This is a genomic window from Roseobacter sp. HKCCA0434 (genome assembly GCF_032464675.1).
Lineage (GTDB): Bacteria > Pseudomonadota > Alphaproteobacteria > Rhodobacterales > Rhodobacteraceae > Pontivivens.
The window spans coordinates 46,647-67,426 of record NZ_JAWDKL010000016.1; the positions used below are offsets into that span (position 1 = coordinate 46,647).

7 protein-coding genes (1 of these 7 only partly in view) are annotated in these 20,780 nt (G+C 69.0%); all 7 read left to right on the top strand.

Annotated features, from left to right (window positions below; translation table 11 throughout):
- Tightly spaced (at most 4 nt apart), the 7 genes in view from RX333_RS11025 to RX333_RS11055 form a layout consistent with a single transcriptional unit that may run on beyond the window.
- Positions 1-13,002 carry the end of an LEPR-XLL domain-containing protein gene (locus tag RX333_RS11025; protein WP_316014993.1) on the top strand. 19,005 nt of this gene lie to the left of the window's left edge, so the window shows 13,002 of its 32,007 coding nt (coding positions 19,006-32,007); its start codon lies beyond the left edge, outside the window; it ends in the stop codon at positions 13,000-13,002.
- The gene (locus RX333_RS11030; RefSeq protein WP_316014994.1) at positions 12,999-13,289 is read left to right on the top strand and encodes a DUF3467 domain-containing protein; all 291 of its coding nucleotides are present in this window, start codon (positions 12,999-13,001) and stop codon (positions 13,287-13,289) included. The genes RX333_RS11025 and RX333_RS11030 overlap by 4 nt, the downstream gene beginning before the upstream one ends.
- Positions 13,286-15,142: an HlyD family efflux transporter periplasmic adaptor subunit gene (locus RX333_RS11035; RefSeq protein ID WP_316014995.1), complete on the top strand. Its 1,857-nt coding sequence runs from the start codon at positions 13,286-13,288 to the stop codon at positions 15,140-15,142. Before RX333_RS11030 ends, RX333_RS11035 begins: the two co-directional genes overlap by 4 nt.
- 4 nt (positions 15,143-15,146) lie before the next feature.
- The gene (locus RX333_RS11040; RefSeq protein WP_316014996.1) at positions 15,147-17,285 is read left to right on the top strand and encodes a peptidase M50; all 2,139 of its coding nucleotides are present in this window, start codon (positions 15,147-15,149) and stop codon (positions 17,283-17,285) included.
- Positions 17,282-19,255 carry a translocase gene (locus RX333_RS11045; protein WP_316014997.1) on the top strand — a complete coding sequence of 658 codons (1,974 nt, stop codon included), beginning with the start codon at positions 17,282-17,284 and terminating at the stop codon, positions 19,253-19,255. Before RX333_RS11040 ends, RX333_RS11045 begins: the two co-directional genes overlap by 4 nt.
- Positions 19,252-20,040, top strand: coding sequence for an efflux RND transporter periplasmic adaptor subunit (locus tag RX333_RS11050; RefSeq protein ID WP_316014998.1), 789 nt, complete (start codon positions 19,252-19,254; stop codon positions 20,038-20,040). The genes RX333_RS11045 and RX333_RS11050 overlap by 4 nt, the downstream gene beginning before the upstream one ends.
- Entirely contained in the window at positions 20,037-20,747 is a 711-nt protein-coding gene (locus tag RX333_RS11055; protein WP_316014999.1) for a hypothetical protein, read from the top strand. The genes RX333_RS11050 and RX333_RS11055 overlap by 4 nt, the downstream gene beginning before the upstream one ends.
- Positions 20,748-20,780 lie beyond the last annotated feature (33 nt).

Here is a 20,780-nt window from a genome sequence, read left to right on the forward strand (position 1 = left end):
GTCAACGCGTCGGCCAACGGCACCATCGCGCTGAAAGAGCTGTCGGGCGATCTGCAGGTGGACTCCGTCCAGACGACCGGCGATGTCTACATCACGGTCGCGGCGGGCAACCTGCTCGACGGCAACCGCACGGAAAGCCGCGACGAGCGGGCCATCGCGGAGTTGCGCGGCGCGTGGTCGGCGGCGGCGCTGACCGGCGATGCGGCGCAGGAGAAGGTGGACGCGGCCAAGGACGCCCTCATCACCTCCAAGACGCAGGAATACGCGACCTACTGGTCCTGGCGTTCGGCGCAGGACGACTACACCGTCCTGATCCCCGGCGAGGCGAACTACGACGCGAATGCCGAAATCGAGATCCCGGCAGCCGAGCTTGCCTATCTCGAGGACGAGCTGGAGGCGCAGATCCGCGCTGCCAACCCGACCTATACCGACAGCCAGGTTTCCGCTGCGGTGACCAGCGCGGTCGCCGCGATCCGGGCCAGCCGGACCGAGCAGTTCCGCACGCTGCACGGCACCTATGGCGGTGAGACCACCGAATACGACGCATCGCATCGTGTGGCGCTGAGCGCGGATGAGGCGGCCAAGATCGACGCCTCGATCAAGATCTGGACCGAGGATGAGCTGGTCAACGCCGTTGGCGCGGGCCTGCTGGTGCCAGTGACCGACACGCAGACCTCGATCGAGGAGAACAACATCACCGGTGCCTCGGTCACGCTGGACGTGTCGGGCACGGTGGGTCGCACGGGCGGCTCCGTCCTCATCACGCTCTCCTCGGGGGACCTCAGCGACGAGGATCGCATCGCGCTCGCCTCCGCCGAGCGGGACGACACCTACTTCCTGACGACTGAGCGTTTCGCGGCGACCGTCGACTTCTCGGGCAACTCGATGACCCGCAGTTCCGGAACGTGGGACGCCGATCTGCGCGTCGGCCAGACCGTGCAGATCGAGGGCTCCACCGCGAACGCGACCGAGGAAGGCGCGTTCCTGACCATTGCGAGCATCTCCGCCGACCGCACGACGATCACCTTTGTCGAAAGCGTGACGGGCGAGAGCCGCCAGAACGTCATGGTTTCGGGCGTGGCACTCGACCCGCGCGGCGACAGCATCGAGGCGACGATCGCCGTCACCGATGGCGGCACTGCGATCCAGGGTGCGGCGGGCGACTTCTCGGCCTTCTCGGTCGGGGACAAGATCATGATCCGCGACCAGGTCTCCCGCTCGGCGGATGACGACCTGACCGGCTCGAACAATGTCGGCAGCGCGGATAAGCTCTATATCGTAGGCGCGATTTCGGCCGACGGGTCGAAGATGACCTTCTCCGACGTGCAGCTGAATGGCACCGTCTCCGACATTTCGGCGGCCCTGCTGACGGCCGAGGATGCGGGCGGTGCGGACGTGATCGTCGATCAGTGGATCGACCTCTACGCCGTGCAGATCCAGGAGCGGGAGGACTTCGACCTCTCCGCCACCGGAACGCTCAGCGTGAGTGCGGGCGGCGAGACCTATCTCGGCTCCGAGGGTGACCTGGCGCTGCGCACCATCTCCACCAGCGATGACCTGCGGATCAAGACCGCGGGGGCGATCACCAACGCGCTCGGCGTGTCCGGCTCGACCAACGTGTCGGGTGTCGACATCGTGCTGGAGGCGGCGCAAGGAGGCATCGGCGCGGTGGGCGATACGACCCGGATCTATATCGACACCACGGCGGCGGGCAGCCTGACGGCGCGCGCGGCGCAGGACATCGCGATTACCGAAGTGTCGGGCGATCTGGTGCTCGGCACGATCTACTCGCGCTCGGGCGATTTCGACCTGCGGGTCGCGGGCTCGGTCATCGACGGCATCGACAGCGATTTCGCCAATATCGACGCGGGCAACATTCGCATCGCGGCGGGTGGGGCCATCGGTTCGGCCTCCAACGCGCTCGACCTGATCGCCGGCGGCACCGTCACGTTGCACGCGGGCGGCGGCGACATCTACGTGGCCGAGACCGAGGGCAACATGGACCTCGCCAACGCGTGGGCGACGGGCGACATCTCGCTGAAGGCGGCGCTGTCGATCCTCGATGCGGGCGACCAGTCCAATATCGCCGATCCCGACGCGGCGCTGAACGCAGCGGGCCTTGGCGTCGACGTCAGCGCGGGCGGCTCTGTCATCCTGGAGGCGACGCTGGGCTTCATCGGTGGCGCGGGCAACGAGCTCGACATCGACTCCAACCGGACGTCGAGCACTGGCACCGTCACCACGAAATCGGGTCAGAACCAGTACATCATCGAGGCGACCGGCGACCTGAACGTCGCAACGCTGGAAACGGATGCGGGCAAGACCGCCTTCATCGTGGCCACCACCGGCGCGATCCTGAACGCCGCCGGGACCGGTGTGTCCAACATCAAGGGCGGTCGGGCCTATCTCGTCGCCTCGGGCAATATCGGCGCGGCGGACAAGGCGCTCTACACCCAGATCGGGACGCTTCAGGGCCGCTCGATCACCGGGGCGGTCTGGCTGACCAACGCGGGCGATCTCAATGTCGACGTGATCCAGTCGGGCTTCGCGCTGCAATCGGCGGGCGATGCGACGATCATCGCGGAAAGCCCGGTGACGGTGTCCGCCGACATGGACGTCGCGGGCGACCTGACCATCACCGCGACCGAAACGGCGAGCGCGGATGACGACACGTTCACCCTGGCCGACGGGATCGAGATCAAGGTCGGCGGCAATCTGCGCATTGAGGCGGGCGACGACATCGTGACGGGCGCGGGGTCGTTGATCCAGGCGGAGTCCGTCTCGATCGAGGCCGATTACAACGACGCGGACGCGCATGGCGGCGACATGACCCTCGCAGGCCAGATCATCGCGCGGACCGGCGACATCACGCTGACCTCCAATGCCGCGGACGACACGATCAGCATGGCGGCCATCGGATCGCTGGCATCGGACGAGGCGGTCGCGACCGTGTCGGGCGGGGTGGCGAGCTTCACCACCGCGGGCGATGTCGCCGACACCTCACAGCTCTACCTGCTGTGGGCGGCGAACGACATCACGATCGATACCAATACCGGCGCGGACACCATGACCATCCAGGGTCGCGTGCGGGCCGAGAACGACCTGACCGTCGATCTGGGCGCGGTCGACAGCGCGGCGGACAGCGCCAGCTTCGGCGGCACGCTTGAGGCCGGCGCGGACTTGCACGTCACCGATACCGGGGCAGGGACCACCGGCTTCGCCGTCACCGGCGACATGGCGGCGGCGACGATCCTGGTCGAGACCTCCTCCGGGAACGACACGCTGACGATGGGCGGTTCCGTCATCGCGAGCGGTACTGTCCGCATCGACACCGATGCGGGGTCGGACACCATCTCGACCGGCGGCACGCTGCAATCGACCGGCAGCTCGGTGACGCTGGACCTCGGCGCAGGCGACAGCGGGGCGGAGACGGTGACGCTGGGCGGCACCACGCAGGCCGCGACCTCGGTCCTGATCACCGATACCGGCGTGGGCACCACGAACCTGACTGCGGGTGGCGCGGTCATCGCGGGCTCGACGCTCGACATCCTGACCTCCGACGGCGACGACGTGATCCGTCTCGAAGGCGCGCTAAGCGCGGTCGGCGCGCTGACGCTCGACACCAATTCCGGGTCGGACAGCGTGACCTCCACGGCGGCGGCGAGTGTCACCAGCACCGGCGCGAATGTCCGGATCGACCTCGGCGCGGACGATAGCGGGGTCGAGACCTTCCAGCTCGGCGGCGCGATCACCGCGGCGACAGACCTGACGATCACCGACACCGGCGCGGGCAAGACCGACCTGACCGTGGGCGGCGCCGCGACGGCGGGCACGACGCTGAGCGTCGCGACCTCCGACGGGGCCGACACCCTGCGCTTCGAGGGATCGTTGCAGGCGGCGGGTGCGCTGGTCGTGGACACCAACGCGGGCGGCGACAGCCTGACCACCGTGACCGGGGCGAACGTGACGAGCACGGGCGCAAACGTCACGATCGACCTCGGCGCGGGCGACAGCGGCACCGAGACGGTCGTGCTCGGCGGCGACGTGACCGCTAATACCGCCGTCCTGATCACCGATACCGGGGCCGGGGCCACGACGATGACCGTCGCGGGCACCGTGACGGCAGGCACGACGCTGGATGTTACGACCTCCGACGGCGCGGACGTGCTGCGCTTCGAAGGTTCGATGCAGGCGGGTGGCGCGCTTACCATCGATACGAACCGTGGCGGCGACAGCCTGACCACGGTGAGCGGTGCCGATGTCATCAGCACCGGCGCGAACGTGCTGATCGACCTCGGCGCAGGGGACAGCGGCACCGAATCCGCCATCCTCGGCGGCAATGTCGAGGCGGCGACCTCCGTACTGATCACCGATACCGGTGCCGGGGCCACGACGCTGAACGTGGCGGGCACCATCACCGCGGGCACCACGCTGAGCGTCACGACCTCGGACGGGGCGGACGATCTCGACTTCTCGGGCGCACTGAGCGCGACCGACGCGGTCCTGATCTCCACCGCCTCGGGCGGCGACGATGTCGATGCGGCGCTGGCGGCGGACATCTCTTCGGCCACCTCGTCCGTGACCATCGACCTCGGCCAGAACGATAGCGCGGCCGAGAGCCTGACCATCCTTGGCCAGGTCAGCGCGGCGACCACCGTGACCGTCACCGATGACGGGGCGGCGGCGAACTCCGACTACACCGTGACGGGCGGCATCTCCTCGGGCAGCCTGATCGAGTTCATCCTGGGTGACGCGGCCGATACCGTCCTTCTGGACGGCGCGATGACGGCGGACGAGCGGATTTCGTTCGATCTCGGCGGTGGCAGCGATGCAATGACCTTGGCCGCGACCGGCTCGATGGTCGCAACCAATGCGACTGCGACGTCCGCCGTGGTCGAGATCGACTTCGGCGCGGACGATGCGGGGATCGAAAGCCTCACCAATGCGGGCACGATCACCGGCAAGTCCTCGGTGACGCTGACCAATACCGGCAGCGGCTCGACCACCATCGGTAACACCGGCACGATCGAATCCACCGAAGGCTTCGTGCGCTTCGATGGCGCGACGGGCACCGATAGCCTGACCAATAGCGGCACGATCTCGGGCTACACGACGCTCGACATCTCGACCGATACCGGCGCGGACGACCTGACCATCACCGGCACGCTGCGCGCGGTGACCGGGGCGGCGACCATCGACCTCGGTTCCGACAGCGATACCGAGACCGTGGACATCTCCGGCAGCCTGACGGCAGGTACCGCGCTGACGCTCGACAATACCGGGCTCGGCAAGACCGTGCTCGACGTCACGGGCACCGTTTCGGCCGGCACCGACATGCTTTGGGATCTTTCCGACGGCGAGGAGCGTGTGACGCTGACCGATGCCACCGTGACCGTCGGCGGTGATTTCGACCTGATCGGCGGCAGCGGGCGTGACTTCATCACCGTGACGCGCGGCAGCATCGACGTGGGCGAGACCCTGTTCCTCGATACCGGCGAGCGGTCGGTCGAAGGCGACGATCGCGACCAGGTGCGCATCGTCGAGAACACCCTGTCTGCCACCACGATCGATATCGATCTGGGCGAGGACAACGACATGTTCTGGCTGATCGACCCGGTCGCCTTCGACGGCATCGCGCGTGTCGAGGGCCAGACCGGCGACGACCGGATCGAGATCGTGCGCCTCGACGCCCAAAGCGCTGGTGACAGCCTCGCCATGGACGGCGGGATTGGCTCGGACGACTATTTCGTGCAGGGCTGGGGCTCGGCGACCGGTGCCGCGGGGGCCAAGGACTACATCATCGACGCCTATGATAGCGGCCACCCGGCCGATGGCGCCGACACGATGCAATTCGACGGTACGGCGGAGTCGGATATCTTCCTCAGCCGCGGCAACTTCGCCGCGCTGATGCACGGCACCGAGGACCAGATCCGCGCGAACGGCTCCGACCGTCCGCAGAGCGTCGAGCGCATCAACTACGACATCTCGATGAACGGGCGTTTCACCCTGTTCGGGTACGAGGGCGACGACGTCTTCATCTCGGACGACAACGCGACGATGATGACGCTGGATGGCGGCGCGGGCGACGACCAGTTCCAGTTCGGCCAGCTCTTTGGCAACAAGCCGACTCACGAGTTCTTCGACGAGAACGGCATCGCGGCGGGCGACGATATCGACGCCGTCCTGACGACGCGCGGCTGGCTCTCCAAGGGCATCCGCTTCGCCACCAATGCCAAGGGTGGCGACGGGCAGGACACCTTCACCGTCTACTCCAACAAGGCGAAGCTGAAGCTGGAGGGCGAGGACGGCAACGACGTGTTCATCGTGCGCGCCTTCCTGCTCGCCGATGACGGCTCCGGCACGGCGGAGGACCTCGTCGAGGTCCTCGGCGGCGGCGGCGACGACAATATCCAGTACAATGTCAACGCGCCGGTCGACATCGACGGCGGCGCGGGCTTCGACCGGGTCATCGTGCTCGGCACCGAGGCGGCGGACAACTTCGTCATCACCGACGAGGGCGTGTTCGGCGCGGGTCTGAACATCAACGTGTCGGGCGCGGAAGAGGCGATCGAGATCGACGGTCTGGAGGGGGACGACAACTTCTTCATCCTGTCGACCAACGCGTTCGCCGTGACCAACGTGATTGGGGGCCTCGGCTCCGACACGTTCACCATCGCGGGCGACGTGACCGAGCGGATCATCTCGTCGGATATCGACGGGCGCTCGGGCCTGATCAACCATCAGGCCTTCTCGGACGACGACACCTATGACGGCGCGTTCATCGCGGGTCTCGGGACCACCATCGCAGACCCGAACAAGGGGCAGGTGGTGATCTCCAACGACACCGGCGCGACTCCGGGCGACCTGGTAGTCGACGAAAGCGGTGCGACGGATGTCTACACGGTCGTACTCGCCAGCGCGCCGACGGCGGCGGTCTACGTCACCGTGTCCGCAGGCCGCTCCTCGCTGCAGGATCGCGACCTCGCGGTACCGGGCGTGACGGGCAGCCCCTCGCTGAGCCTGAACGCGAGCGCCAAGACGATTACCCGCGACAGCGGCTCCTGGATCACGGACGGCTTCGCCGATCATCACTCGATCACGCTGGGCGGCACCGCCGATCTCGACAATGACGGCACCTACCGCATCGTCAGCGTCACCGACACGACCCTGACGGTCGAGGAAGTGTTCGAGGGCGGCGATGAGATCCTGTCCGCCGATGCGACCGCTACCGGCGGCATCGCCGACAGCGTGCGCGTTTCGGCCGACGGCACGAATTTCTCGGATGCCATCGTACTTGTCTTCGACGCGACCAACTGGGATCAGGCACAGACCGTCACGGTCGAGGCCGCGCAGGACGCCGCCGAAGAAGGTGAGCGCCTCGTCCAGATCAGCCACGGCGTCCGCTCCGACGACGCGAAGTTCGATCAGGCCCAGGTCGAGAATGCCGAGGCCACGGTCCGCGACGACGACAAGGCCGCGGTCCAGATCACGCAGAGCGGCACCGACACCTACGTTCACGAGGGCAATTCGGGCACCGAGATCAGCGATACCTACGAGGTCACGCTGACCCGCGCCCCGAATCCGGGCGAGGTAGTCACCGTCACGCTGTCCGACGACAGCAATTCGGGCGACCTGAACTTCTCCAGCCGCACGCTCAGCTTCGATGCGAGCAACTGGGACCAGCCGCAGACCGTCACCGTGACGGCCAAGGCGGACGGGATCGTCGAGAACACCGAGGGCGTGCGGATCACGCACACCGTTACCACTTCGGGCGGGCTCTACGATGCTGTCGAGGAGGCGACGCTGGATCTGACTGTCACCGACGGCGACAGCGCGGGCGTCATCGTGCGCGAGAGCGCGGGCGACACCCTCATCATCGACCAGGCGGGCGAGACCGACACCTACACCATGCGCCTGACCCGCGCGCCGAGTGCGGATGTCACCATCAATATCGCCGATGACGGGCAGACGCGCATCATCTCGGACGCGCGCGTCGCGCTGAACCAGATCGCCGCCTTCTCGGGCGCGCTGCAATTCGTGTCGGTCGCCGACGGGCCGGACTACATCGTCCGCACCGATGGCGGCAGCTTCACCGCCGACGGCTTCGCCATCGGTCAGAACTTCGATGTGAGCGGCACCGCCTCCAATGACGGTGCCTATGCGATCGGCGCGATCATGGAGAACGGCACGCGGATCGAACTGTCGGGCGGCATGACCGTCAGCTCCGAGACGGTGACGGCGGACCTGTCCACGACGGTGGCGCAGATCACCTTCACCAAGGACAACTGGATGGACGAGGTCACGGTGACGCTGGAGGCCGATCCCGATTTCGCGCCAGACGCGCTCGCCTACGTGACCAAGGTCTTCCCGACCGAGCCGCACACGGCGTCCAAGATCAAGGGCCCGCTCATCATCGACGGCGGCCCGACCACGGGGCGCGAGATCAAGATGGCCGTCATGCTCCCGACCGAGCGCGACAGCGGCCCGCTGGACATCACGGTAGTGATCGACGAGACGCAGCAGACCGATCGAGTGTTCCTGCACAACGACACCTCGGTCGCCGTCGACAGCGGCTGGATGGGCAATATCGTCGATGCGAACGGCATCGCGCGCACGCTCATCAACGGGCTGGGCATGGGCACCGGCTCCGTCACCTTCGACGAAGGTCTGCCGGGCGCACCGGAGCTCGTCACCTACCGCCAGGGCGTCAGCTTCTCGCAGATCGAGGTGGCCGAAGTACTGCTGGGCCAGAACGACGACACCTTCGTCATCGACGGCACCAACGCGACCGCCGATGGCGTGACCGCGCAAGCGCTGACGGTCGTGCACGGCGGCGGCGGCGCGGATCGCCTGACGGTCAATGACATGACGGCGGACACGCTGCTGGTTCTCTACGGCGACACCGACACGCATGGCGCCCGCTACAACTGGGAAGGCGGCGCGGTGAACGGCAACGGTCTGAGCTTCGACGCCGTGAACGGCGGCGCGGGCTACGACCCGGACGACTTCGCCGACGTTATCGATGCGCGCAATGTCAGCACGGCAGGCCTGACCATCTATGGCGGGGTCGGAGACGACACCATTACGGGCGGCCAGCTGGGCGATCACATCGCGGGCGGTTCGGGCAACGACCGGATCGACGGCCAGGGCGGCGACGACCACATCTACGGCGACGCAGGCTTCTCGGTCGAGATCATGAGCCGCGAGCTGACGGTCGACAACTCGGTCGTCCCGGCACCGGAATTCGACAGCGCGGACACCCGCGCGGCCGGGTCCGACAGCATCGACGGCGGTTCGGGCGCGGACATCATCCTGGCCGACTACGGGATCATCACCCAGGCGGCGGGCACGCTGCGCATCGGCACCACCGGCTCCGTCACGCGGGTCGAGAGCACGACCTTCGGCGAAGGCGGCAACGACACGGTCGAGGGTGGCTCGGGTCGCGACCTGATCTTCGGCGGCAAGGGGGCCGACTGGCTCTACGGTGAAGAGGACGCGAACGTCGTGATCGGCGATCACGGCTATGTGGCGTTCGATGGCGCGGCGATGACCGCGATCGGCGGGCTTTCCGTCACAATCGGCGGCGCCGACATGATCTTCGGCGGCGACGCGGCCGACATCCTGATGGGTGGGCTGGGCGAGGATCGCCTGACCGGCGGCCACGGCACCAACGTTCTGATCGGCGATTACGCGATGCTGACGGGCGATGCGTCCGCGGCGGCGCTGGCCGGCCTGCCGATGGCGCTGGCGCGGATCGACGGCACGGATTTCGCCGCCGGTCGCGGCGACATCATCACCGGCGGCAGCGGCTACGACATCGCGATGGGCGGCTTCGGCGGCGACCTGATCGAGGTGGACGGCAACCGCTCGACCAGCGACATGGCCGACGTGGTGGCGGGCGACTATGCCAGCCTCGTGTTCCGCACCGGTGTCGCGGGCGACGCCGTACCGATCCTCGTCTCGGCCGAGACCATCGCCGAGAGCGTGGGCGGCGTTGACGAGATCGTCACCGGCGCGGGCGGCGACATCGTCCTGGGCGGCGCGCAGCAGGATACGATCCAGCTCGGCTCCGGCGACAACATCGCCATCGGCGACATGGGGGTCCTGACCGGCTCGGCCACGCTGTCGCCGCTGTCCGGCGCGGCCCCGATCCGGCTGGAGCGGGCGGAAAGCCGCACGAGCGCACTGGCGGGCAACGACGTGATCTCCGCCGGGTACGGCGCGGATATCGTCATCGCGGGATCCGGCGACGACGCGTTCACCACCAGTTCCGGCAGCGGCTCCGCACTCGGCGACATCGTCGCGGGCGACAATGCCGTGCTGGCCTTCCGCGAGCTTTCCGCGGGCGGCACCTACGTGCTCGCCACGGCAGAGACCTTCGACGACGCGGTCGGTGGCAGCGACATCATCCTGACGGCCGGCGGCTCGGATATCGTCCTGGCGGGCGCGGGGACGGACAACGTCTCGGCGGGCGAGGGCGACAATATCGTCCTGGCCGATACCGGCCGGATCGAGGGCTCCTTGACGCAGCTCGTCGGCGGCGGGGCGGCCCCGGTCAGCCTGGTCGCGATCACGGCGCATCACGCCGCGAATGCAGGTGCCGACACCGTGTTCACTGGCCAGGGCGACGACATCGTCTTCGGCGGCTCCGGTTCGGACGAGGTCATCGGCCAAGGTGGCGAGAACATCGTCCTTGGCGACAACGCGGCGCTGACGGTGCGCCCGCTGACGGCGGATGGCCGCTATATCGTGGCGACGCTGGAAAGCATCGACACCGATCAGGGTGGTTCCGACATCATCCAGACCGGCACGGGCTCCGACATCGTGATCGGCGGCACGGGCCTCGACGAGCTGGCGCTCGGCGACGGCGATAACATCGCCATCGGCGACAGCGGGCTGCTGACCGGCAGCCTGACCGACGCGGCCGTCGCGGGCAGCGCGCCCATCGCCATGACCCGGATCGAGACCACCGCGTTCGGTGTGGGAGACGGCGACGCGATCCGCACCGGTGAAGGCCGTGACATCATTCTGGGTGGCGCTGGGGACGACCAGATCACTACCGGCCAGACCGACGGCGACGCGGCGGATGTCGTGATCGGCGACGAGGGCGAGATCGCCTTCCGCGCGCTGGAGGCCGATGGCGACTATATCGTCACGCTGGCCCGATCGCTCGCGGCCGATCTCGGCGGCGAGGACGTGATCGCAACCGCAGGTGGCTCCGACCTCGTGATCGGCGGCGTCGGCGGCGACGAGATCGCGCTGGGGTCGGGCGACAACATCGCCTTGGCCGATGCGGGTGCGCTGGTCGGCACGCAAAGCGGCGATCCGGCGGCGGGCGATGCGCCCATCCTGCTGCGCACCATCGTGTCCGACGCAGTCGAACTGGGCGGTGACGACTACGTCACGGCGGGCGACGGCGCGGATATCGTGATCGCGGGCGCGGGCTCAGACTACGTGCAGCTCTACGCCTCCGCGGCGGGTGACGCGTCCAATGTCGTCATCGGCGATGCGGGCCTCATCCGCTTCCGCGACACCGGCGCGGGCGAGCGCTATATCCTGACCGAGATCACGTCGCGTGGCACCGGCGGAGCGGGCGATGACCGCATCGTGACCGGCGACGCGGCCGACATGGTCATCGCGGGTCTGGGCGAGGATCATCTCTCGCTCGGGCATGGCGACAACGTGGCGATCGGCGACAACGGCCAGATGCGTGGTACGGCCACGGGAGCCGTGTCGGCCGATGCTGTACCGATGGCGCTGCGGCTCGTGATGTCCACGGACGTGACGCTGGGTGGCGACGACGTCATCGCCACCGGCACCGGCGCGGACATCGCCATCGGCGGCGCGGGTTCCGACTTCATCCAGGTGGATGACGAAGGCTCGGTCGCGGATTCCTCCGATCTGGTCATCGGCGATGGCGGCAGCGTCTCGTTGATCGCGACCGACGATGCAGGCGGCTGGGCGGTGACGTTCGCGACCACGCTGGGCTCCGGCTCGGGCGCGGCGGACTACATCTACACCGGCGCGGGTGCCGACATGATCGTCGGCGGCAAGGGGCGCGACCTGATCGAGACCGGGACCGGCGCGGACCTCGTCTTCGGCGACGAGGGCCGGTTCCTCAGCGATGCCGAGGCGGCGCCGCGCACCGCGACCGGGCCGCTGATGGCCGGTGCGCGCGGCGTGGCGATGGGCGATGACTGGGCCGACAACGTGACGATGCCCGACGCGACGGAGCGGCTGCTCGACCGGTCCGCAGACGACTTCGTCTTCGTGGCCTCCACGCTCGACACCTATGTCGACCCGACGCCCGGCATCTCGGCAGCGCGCGCGGGCGAGACGGTGCAGCCGGCAGAAGTGACCGAGATGCGCGCCGCCGCACGTCACTTGGTGCCAGAGACCTTCGGCGCGACCTTCGCTGCGGAGACGGCGCTGGAGCAGGTGGATCGTCCGGTCGGCGCACTCGACCTGGGACTGTCGCGGCGCCTGTCGACCCCGTCCTTCGTCGCGGCGGCAACCGATCCGTCGCGGCTCGACATAACGGCGCGTGGCGAGCGGATCCTCGGCGGCACGACCGAGCTCGTGGACGTCACCGTCGGCGGCCTGTCGGACGAGACCCGGATCGAGCGGGGCGAGCTGCGCCACATCACGCTCGACACCGGATCGGACGGCGCCGTGCCGGCCTTCGTCTTCGACGAGGAAACCGGCCGCTTCGTCGAGGTTGAGGCGCCTGATGTGCCGATCACGGCCGGGGCCGAGGTCGCGATGGAGTTCTTCGACAGCGACGGCTCCCTCTTCGCCTATGTGGACGACCTTGGCGGCTTGTGGATCGTCGGCGGCAACGCTACCCCTGTGGCGGACACCGCCCCCGTCACCGAGCCTGCGCCCAGTGCGCTGATCGATGACGAGGACTGGATGGTCGAGGAGATCGCGGAAGGCACCGTCCTGGTCGCCGCCACCGCCGCGACGATGACCCGCAGGAAGGACGACGGCACAAGACGATGAGCGAGACGACACGACGCACCTCGGAGGGCACCGTCGACTGGAACGATGACGACATGGCGACCAGCTTCGCCAATGTCGTCAACATCCAGGGCACGCGCGAACAGATCGAGCTGTTCTTCGGCACGAACCGGACGTGGAACCTCGGGGAGGGATCGAATGTCCGGGTCGACCTGACCAACCGCATGATCCTGACCCCCCACGCGGCCAAGCGGCTGAACGCGATCCTGACGGGCGTGATCCGCGAATACGAGACGCGGCACGGGCCGCTGACCGCCGACGAGTCGTGACGGCCGAAACCCGGATCGCCGAAGCCGCGGAAAGCCCTTGGCGCAGCCTGACCACCGCCGAGGTCCTGGAAACGTCGGCCCGGGCCTGGACGCGCCTGATGCTTGCACGCGCCGAGGAAATGGCGGGGGTCGGCGCCGTTGCCTGTACCGCGTATCTTATCCGTGACGGGCGCCCCGAGTTCATCGCCGCAGCACCCGAGGCCCGCGCGCCGGGGTCGGAATTGAACGGGGCCGCCCAATCAGCCCACGATCAGGCCCGCGCGGTGGTGCGCGGCCGGATGCCCGAACCGGGCCGTGCGGGCGCCGTCGCCGCGGCCGTGCCGCTGGAGGTGGACGGTGCCGTGCTCGGCATCGTGGGGCTGGAGATGCGTCCGGATGATCGCGCGACCCTCTCTGCCGCGATGCGCAACCTGCAATGGGGTGCGGCCTGGATGCGCGACGCGCTGCGCGCCGAGCAGGCGCGCGCCGACGCAACCCGCCACGCGCAGGCGGTGAATGCACTCAACTCGGTGGTGTCGGTGGCCGAGCGGGACGCCTTTGCCACCGCCGCCCGCGCCGCCGTCACCGACCTCGCCACCCGGTTCCGGTGCGACCGCGTTTCGGTCGGCTTCCGCCGTTTCGGACGCACGAAGGTGGCCGCGGTCAGTCACTCCGCCCAGTTCTCGCGTCGCATGGCGTTGATCCGGCAGCTGGCGGGCGCAATGGACGAGGCGGTGGATCAACGCGCCACCCTCCTGTGGCCCGAGGAAACCGATGTCGCGATGACCACGCAGGCCCATGCGCAACTTGGCCGTGCGCAGGGTACCGGGCACATCTTCACCGTTCCGCTCTGGGCACGCGACAGTTTCGTCGGCGCGCTGACCTTCGAGCGGCCCGCCAGCCGCCCCTTCACGCAGGACGAGCTCGACATGCTTGAGGCGGTCGCCACCGTCACCGCCCCCGTTCTGGAGGAGAAGCGCCGCGCCGACCGCTGGCTGATCGCCAAGGCAGGGGAGAGCCTGCGCACGCAATTCGCCCGCCTCGTCGGCCCGGGCTATCTGGGTCGCAAGGGCCTGCTGGTGCTGGCCGCCGCTCTCGTCGCGCTGTTCTGGTTCGCGCGCACGGAATATCGCGTCAGCGCCGACGCGCGGGTCGAAGGCGCGGTGCAGCGCGTCGTTGCGCCCGCCTTCGACGGTTTCGTGGCCGAGGCCCCGGTCCGCCCCGGCGACCGCGTGGCGGAGGGCGACCTGCTGGTGCGGCTCGACGATCGGGATCTCGCGCTGGAACGTCTGCGCCTCGTCACCGCCCGGGCGCGCGAGCAGATCGAGTACGATCGCGCCGTCGCCGCCCGCGATCGGGCCGAGACCCGCATAAGGCAAAGCCAGATCGAGCAGGTGGACGCACAGATCGCCCTGATCGACGAACAGCTCGCGCGAACCCGGCTGACCGCCCCCTTCGACGGACTGGTCGTGGCCGGCGATCTCAGCCAGGCCATCGGCTCTGCCGTCGACCGGGGCGCGCCGCTGTTGACGATCGCGCCGGACGACACCTACCGCATCACGCTGGAGGTGGACGAGCGCCAGATCCGCGAGATCGCGGTGGGGCAGGGGGGTGAGCTGCGCGTCACGGCCTTGCCCGAGCGCAGCTTCCCATTTGAGATCTCCGCGATCACCCCCGTCGCCCGCTATCGTGACGGCGCGACCGTGTTCGAAGTCGAGGCGACACCGACCGGCGACACCGACCAGTTGCGGCCCGGCATGGACGGCGCGGGCCGTGTGCTGATCGACGCCGACCGCAGGGTCATCGCCATCTGGACCCAGCCGATCCGCGACTGGCTGCGACTGCGCCTCTGGTCGCTGGGACTGGTGGAGTGAGGGCATGGCGCGCGCGCTCCTTTCCTCCGACTGGTATCGCATCGCGCCGCTGAAGCCGCGCCTGCGCAACCATGTCGAGATCCACCGCCAGCAGTTCCGCGGCGAGACCTGGTTCGTCGTGCAGGACCACCATACGGGGCGCTACCACCGCATCACGCCAGCGGCGAACTTCATGCTGTCGATGATGAACGGCCGACGCCGGATGCACGACATCTGGGAGGAGGCTTGCGCCCGCCACGGGGACGACCCGCCCACGCAGGGCGAGACGATCCGCCTGCTCGGCCAGCTGCACGGCGCCGACCTGATCGCCACGGACGGCGCGCCCGATGTCGAGGAACTGGGCCGCCGTCACGCGCAACAGGCGCGGTCGGAGCTGATCGCGCGGGTCAAGAACCCGCTCGCCATCCGCCTGCCGCTCTTCGATCCCGACCGGTTCCTGAACGCGACCGCGTGGCTTCTGAGGCCGCTCTTCACGCCCGCCGGATTCGTCGCTTGGCTGGCGCTGGTGCTGGCGGGCCTCGTGCTCGCCGTGATGAACTGGGGCCCGCTCACAGGCAGCCTAGCCGACCGGGTGCTGTCGGCGGACAACCTCCTGCTGATGGCGCTCGCCTACCCGCTGGTCAAGGCGGTGCACGAGATGGGCCACGCCTATGCGGCGAAGGTCTGGGGCGGCGAGGTGCACGAGATCGGCATCATGGTGCTGGTCTTCATGCCGGTTCCTTACGTCGACGCCTCCGCCTCCTCCGCCTTCGCCTCGAAATGGCGGCGCGCGGTGGTCGGAGGCGCGGGGATCATGGTGGAGCTGGCACTCGCGAGTCTCGCCCTGATCTTCTGGCTGAACGCGGAGCCGGGGCTGGCCCGCGCCTTCGCATGGAACGTCATGCTGATCGGCGGCGTCTCGACGCTCTTGTTCAACGGCAATCCGCTGCTGCGCTTCGACGGCTATTTCGTGTTCTCGGACCTGATCGAGATCCCCGGCCTCGGCCAGCGCTCGAACAAGTATTTCTGGTATCTGGTGCAGCGCTACCTGCTGCGCCTCGACGGTGCGCAAAGCCCGGTGACGGGCCGAGGCGAGGCGAAATGGCTGTTCACCTATGCCGTCGCCGCCTTCCTCTACCGGATCTTCATCAGCTTCGCGATTGCGCTGTTCATCGCCTCGCGTTTCTTCGTTATCGGGATCCTGCTGGCGATCTGGGCGCTGTTCAACACCTTCGTCCTGCCGGTCTGGAAGGGGCTGAAATGGCTTGCCACCACGCCGGGCCTGCGCGGGCGGCGCTGGCAGGGTTGGGCGGTGCTGGCGGGGGGCGTCGGACTTGTCGGCGCGTTGCTGTTCGCCGTGCCGGTTCCCTACGCGACTGTTGCGCATGGCGTCGTCTGGCTCGACAGCGAGGCGCTGCTGCGGCCCGAGACGGCCGGAACGGTGGAGGCTGCCACCGAGGGCCCGACGGAGACAGGGGCCCCGGTGCTGCGCCTGACTGACCCCACGCTCGACGGCGCCACGCGTCTGGCGGAGGCCAGGCTGGAGGAGACGCGCCTGCGCCTTCAGTCGGTGCTGGTGCTCGACCGGGTGCAGGCCGACGTGCTGCGCGAACAGATCCGCCTTCTGGAAAGCCGCCTCGCCGACACCGCGCGGCGGTCGCAGGCCCTGACCGTCGCCGCCACGGGGCCGGGCCGCGTCGTCATCCCGCAGGCCAGCGACCTGCCCGGTCAGCGGCTGGAGCAGGGGGAGGTCGTAGGCTACCTTCTCGACGACAGTCCCATGCGCCTGCGCGTCGCCGTTGGTCAGGACCGGGCCGAGCTGGTGCGCACCCGAACCGAGGCCGTCGCCCTGCGCTTCGAGGACGCCATCGCCGACACGATCCCCGCCCGCCTCATCGCCGAGCTGCCCGAGAGCCGGGCCGAGCTGCCTTCCCTCGCGCTTGCCACCGAGGGCGGGGGCGATTTCGCGTTGAACCCCGAGGGCGCGAGCCGCCTCGCCACCGTGGAAAGCGTCTTCCAGTTCGAGGTCGCCCCCCTCGCGGACCGCCCCGTCGCCTATGTCGGCAACCGCGCATTGGTGCGCTTCGATCACGGCGACGAGCCGCTCGGCTGGCGGATGCTGCGCGCGGTGCGCCAGCTCTTCCTGCGGCAGTTCTCGGTATGAGCGCGCCGTTCCGCCTGCCGCACGCGCTCAGCTATCCCGAGCGGGCGGACGTGCAGGAAGGCCCGGTGGAGCGCTGGCTGATCGGGTTGCAGGCGCATCTCGTCCGCCTCGCCGCGCCTTTCCGCCGTTGGCGGCTGCGTGCGATCCTGCGCGCGGCGACCCGGCATGAGCAACGGCTTGCCGGGCTGGACGAGGACGGCTTGCGCGCGGCCCTCGCCGACCTGCGCCCCCGCCTGCGCCGCGACACCGGCCTGCGCGCGGCAGGGGAGGCCTTCGCCCTGATCCGAGAGGTCTCGTCCCGCGTTCTGGGCAAGCGGCATTACGACGTGCAGCTCCTCGGTGCCTGGGCCATGCTGAAGGGCCAGGTGGCCGAGATGCGCACGGGCGAGGGCAAGACGCTCTGCGCCACGCTCGCCGTCGCCACCGCGGCGCTGGCCGGTCGCCCCGTCCATGTGATGAGCGTCAACGACTACCTTACCGCCCGCGACGCGGAGGAGATGGCGCCGCTCTACACCTGGCTCGGCCTGACCCTCGGCGTCGTCCAGGAGGGGCAGGATGAGGCGACGCGCCGCGCGCTCTATGCCTGCGACATCGTCTACGGCACCAACAAGGAGATTGCCTTCGACTATCTGCGTGACCGCGCCGTTCTGCGCCGCAATCCCGGCAACCTTCGCCGCAAGCTGGGGCAGTTGATGGGGGCAGGGGAGGGGCTGCGCCTGCGCGGGCTGCACACCGTCTTCATCGACGAGGCGGATTCGGTGCTGATCGATGAGGCGCGCACGCCGCTCATTATCTCGGGTGCCGAAAGTGCCGAATCCGGCTTCGACGAGCCGCTGTTCCGCGAGGCGATGGCGGTCGCCCGCACGCTGGAAGAGGGGCGCGACTACCGCATCCCGCGTGGCCTGCGCCGGATCGAGATGCGGCCCGAAGGCCTCGACCGGCTCGACGACATGGCAGAGGGGCGGGAAGACACCTTCGCCATCCCCGTGATCCGCGAGCACGCAATCAGCCAGGCGCTCAACGCGCTACACCTGCAGGAACGGGGCGAAAGCTACCTGGTCGTCGATGGCAAGGTGCAGATCGTCGACGAGAACACGGGACGCGTCCAACCCGATCGTTCGTGGTCCGACGGGTTGCACCAGATGGTCGAGATCAAGGAGGAACTGGAGGTCACGAAGCCGCGCGAGACGCTCAGCCGCCTGACCTATCAGCGTTTGTTTCGCCGCTACGCCCATGTCGGCGGCATGACCGGCACCGGCCGCGATGCCGCATGGGAGCTGTGGTCGGTCTATCGGCTCGCCGTGACGAAGATCCCGACCAACAAGCGCGATATCCGCCGCTTTGCCGCCGACCGGGTGTTCCTGAGCGAGGATCGCAAATGGCGTGCCATCGCCGCCCGCGCGCGGGAGCTGCATGAGGCGGGCCTGCCGGTTCTGATCGGCACCCGCTCGGTCCTGGCCTCGGAGGCGGCGAGCGAGCGGCTGACTGCGGCCGGGCTCGACCATCAGGTCCTCTCCGCCGCGCAGGACGCCGACGAGGCGGCGGTGGTGGCCGAGGCGGGGCAGCCGGGTCGCATCACCGTCGCCACGAACATGGCCGGGCGCGGTACGGACATCAAACTCGGTCCGGGCGTGGCCGAGGCCGGGGGGCTGGTCGTGATCCTGTCCGAACGGCATGACAGCCGCCGTGTGGACCGGCAGCTCGAAGGGCGTTGCGGGCGGCAGGGGGAACCGGGGCGCGTGGAGGCGTTCCTGAGCCTCGAAGACGAGCTCATGCGCGGAAAGGGGGCGGCGTGGCTGCGCCGCATCGGTCGCGCGCTGGCCGCGACGCTTGGCCCCCGTGCCGCGGGCTGGACACTTCGGGCCCGCCAGCGCACGGTCGAGGGGCTGCACGCGCAGGCCCGCCGCGACCTGCTGGAGCAGGACCGCCAACTGGGCCGCACGCTGGCCGTTTCGGGAGAGCTCGAATGATCCGTCTTATTGCCCTGCTGGCGTTCGCGCCGCTCGCCGCGCATGCTCAGACAGAGTTCGACTGCGTTATGGACCCCGCCGAGCTGGTGCAGGTGGGAAGCCCCGTCGCGGGCCTGCTGGCGGAGGTTCCGGTCGCGCGCGGGCAGGAGGTGCGGCAGGGCGAGGTTCTGGCGCGCCTCACCTCCGATTTCGAGGAGGCGACGCTCGGTCTGCTGCAGGTCCGCTCCGAATCCGAGGCGGCGCTGGAGGCGCAGCGCGCGCGGTTGGAGCTGGTGCAGGGCCGCTACGACCGCACGCAGGAGCTGATGTCGCGCGGCGTCGCCACGCAGGACCAGATGGCGGAGGTGGAGGCCGAACTCGCCACTGCCACCTCCCTCGTCGCGCAGGCCGAGCTGGAGCGGGAGGTCGCGCTGCGCGAACTCGACCGTGCCCGCGCGGCGCTCGACCAGAGGGTGATCCGCGCGCCGCTCGACGGGCTCGTTTTCGAGCGGCGGCTGACTGCGGGAGAGTATTTGACCTCGGACGGCTATGTGGCGAGCCTCGTGCAGCTCGACCCGCTGCATGTCGAGGCGTTCCTGCCCGTGGACCTCTATGCCGAGGTGGCCGAAGGGCAGGAGGTCACAATCCGGCCCGCCGCCCCGGTGGAGGGCGACTATACCGGCACCATCATCGTGCGCGACCGGGTGTTCGACGCGGCCTCGGGCACGTTCGGCGTACGGGTGGAGCTGCCCAATCCCGATGGCACGCTGCCTGCCGGACATCGCTGCATCCTCGATCTGGGATGATGGACGAGGCCGGGTTCCTCGCGGCTCTCGCCCCGCTGCGGGGGCCGAAGATGATCGAACGCTCGGCCAAGCTGACGGGTGAACGGCTGGCTTCGGGACGACTGCTGGTCTCCGCCCCGCGCAGGGCGCTGCTGCCGGGGGCAGAGCGGACGTTTCGAACGATCTGCGAGGCGCTCGGTGCGCCCGATATCGCACCGCTGGTGCGCCATCTGCCGCAAGCCGCGGAGGTGCATTTCGGCTTCGAACCCGGCGCACGACCGGTCGCCAAGGCCTATCTGGAGTTCGGGCCGGATGGTCCCGTGCCGCACCTGCGCTTCCTCGCGCTGAAATGGCGGGAGGGACGGGCGCGGACCAACCTCTACTTCGACCGCACCGCCCTGCGGCCCGAGGCGCGTGCGGATCTGATCACCGAAGTGATCCCGGACGGGCGCGAACGGGACCTGATGCTGGCATTGGTCGCGGCGGCCACCACGGCGGCGCCGCTCGACGATCTGCCGCTGCTGCTGGTCGAGGAGGAGGGGACCGGGCGCCGCTCGCTCGACCTCAACATCGCGGATCTGGATTGGGGCGTTGCGGAGATTTCGGACCTGCCGCAGACCTTGCGCGGCGCAGTCGGCGACGCGCGGATCGGGCACGTCGCCGCCGGTGTCGACGGAGAGGGCGAGGCGTTCCTGACGGTCTATCATGGGGCCGCGCGGTGGGTCTGAACGCGCGTCGGTTCTGCGGAGGAGGGTCCTGAC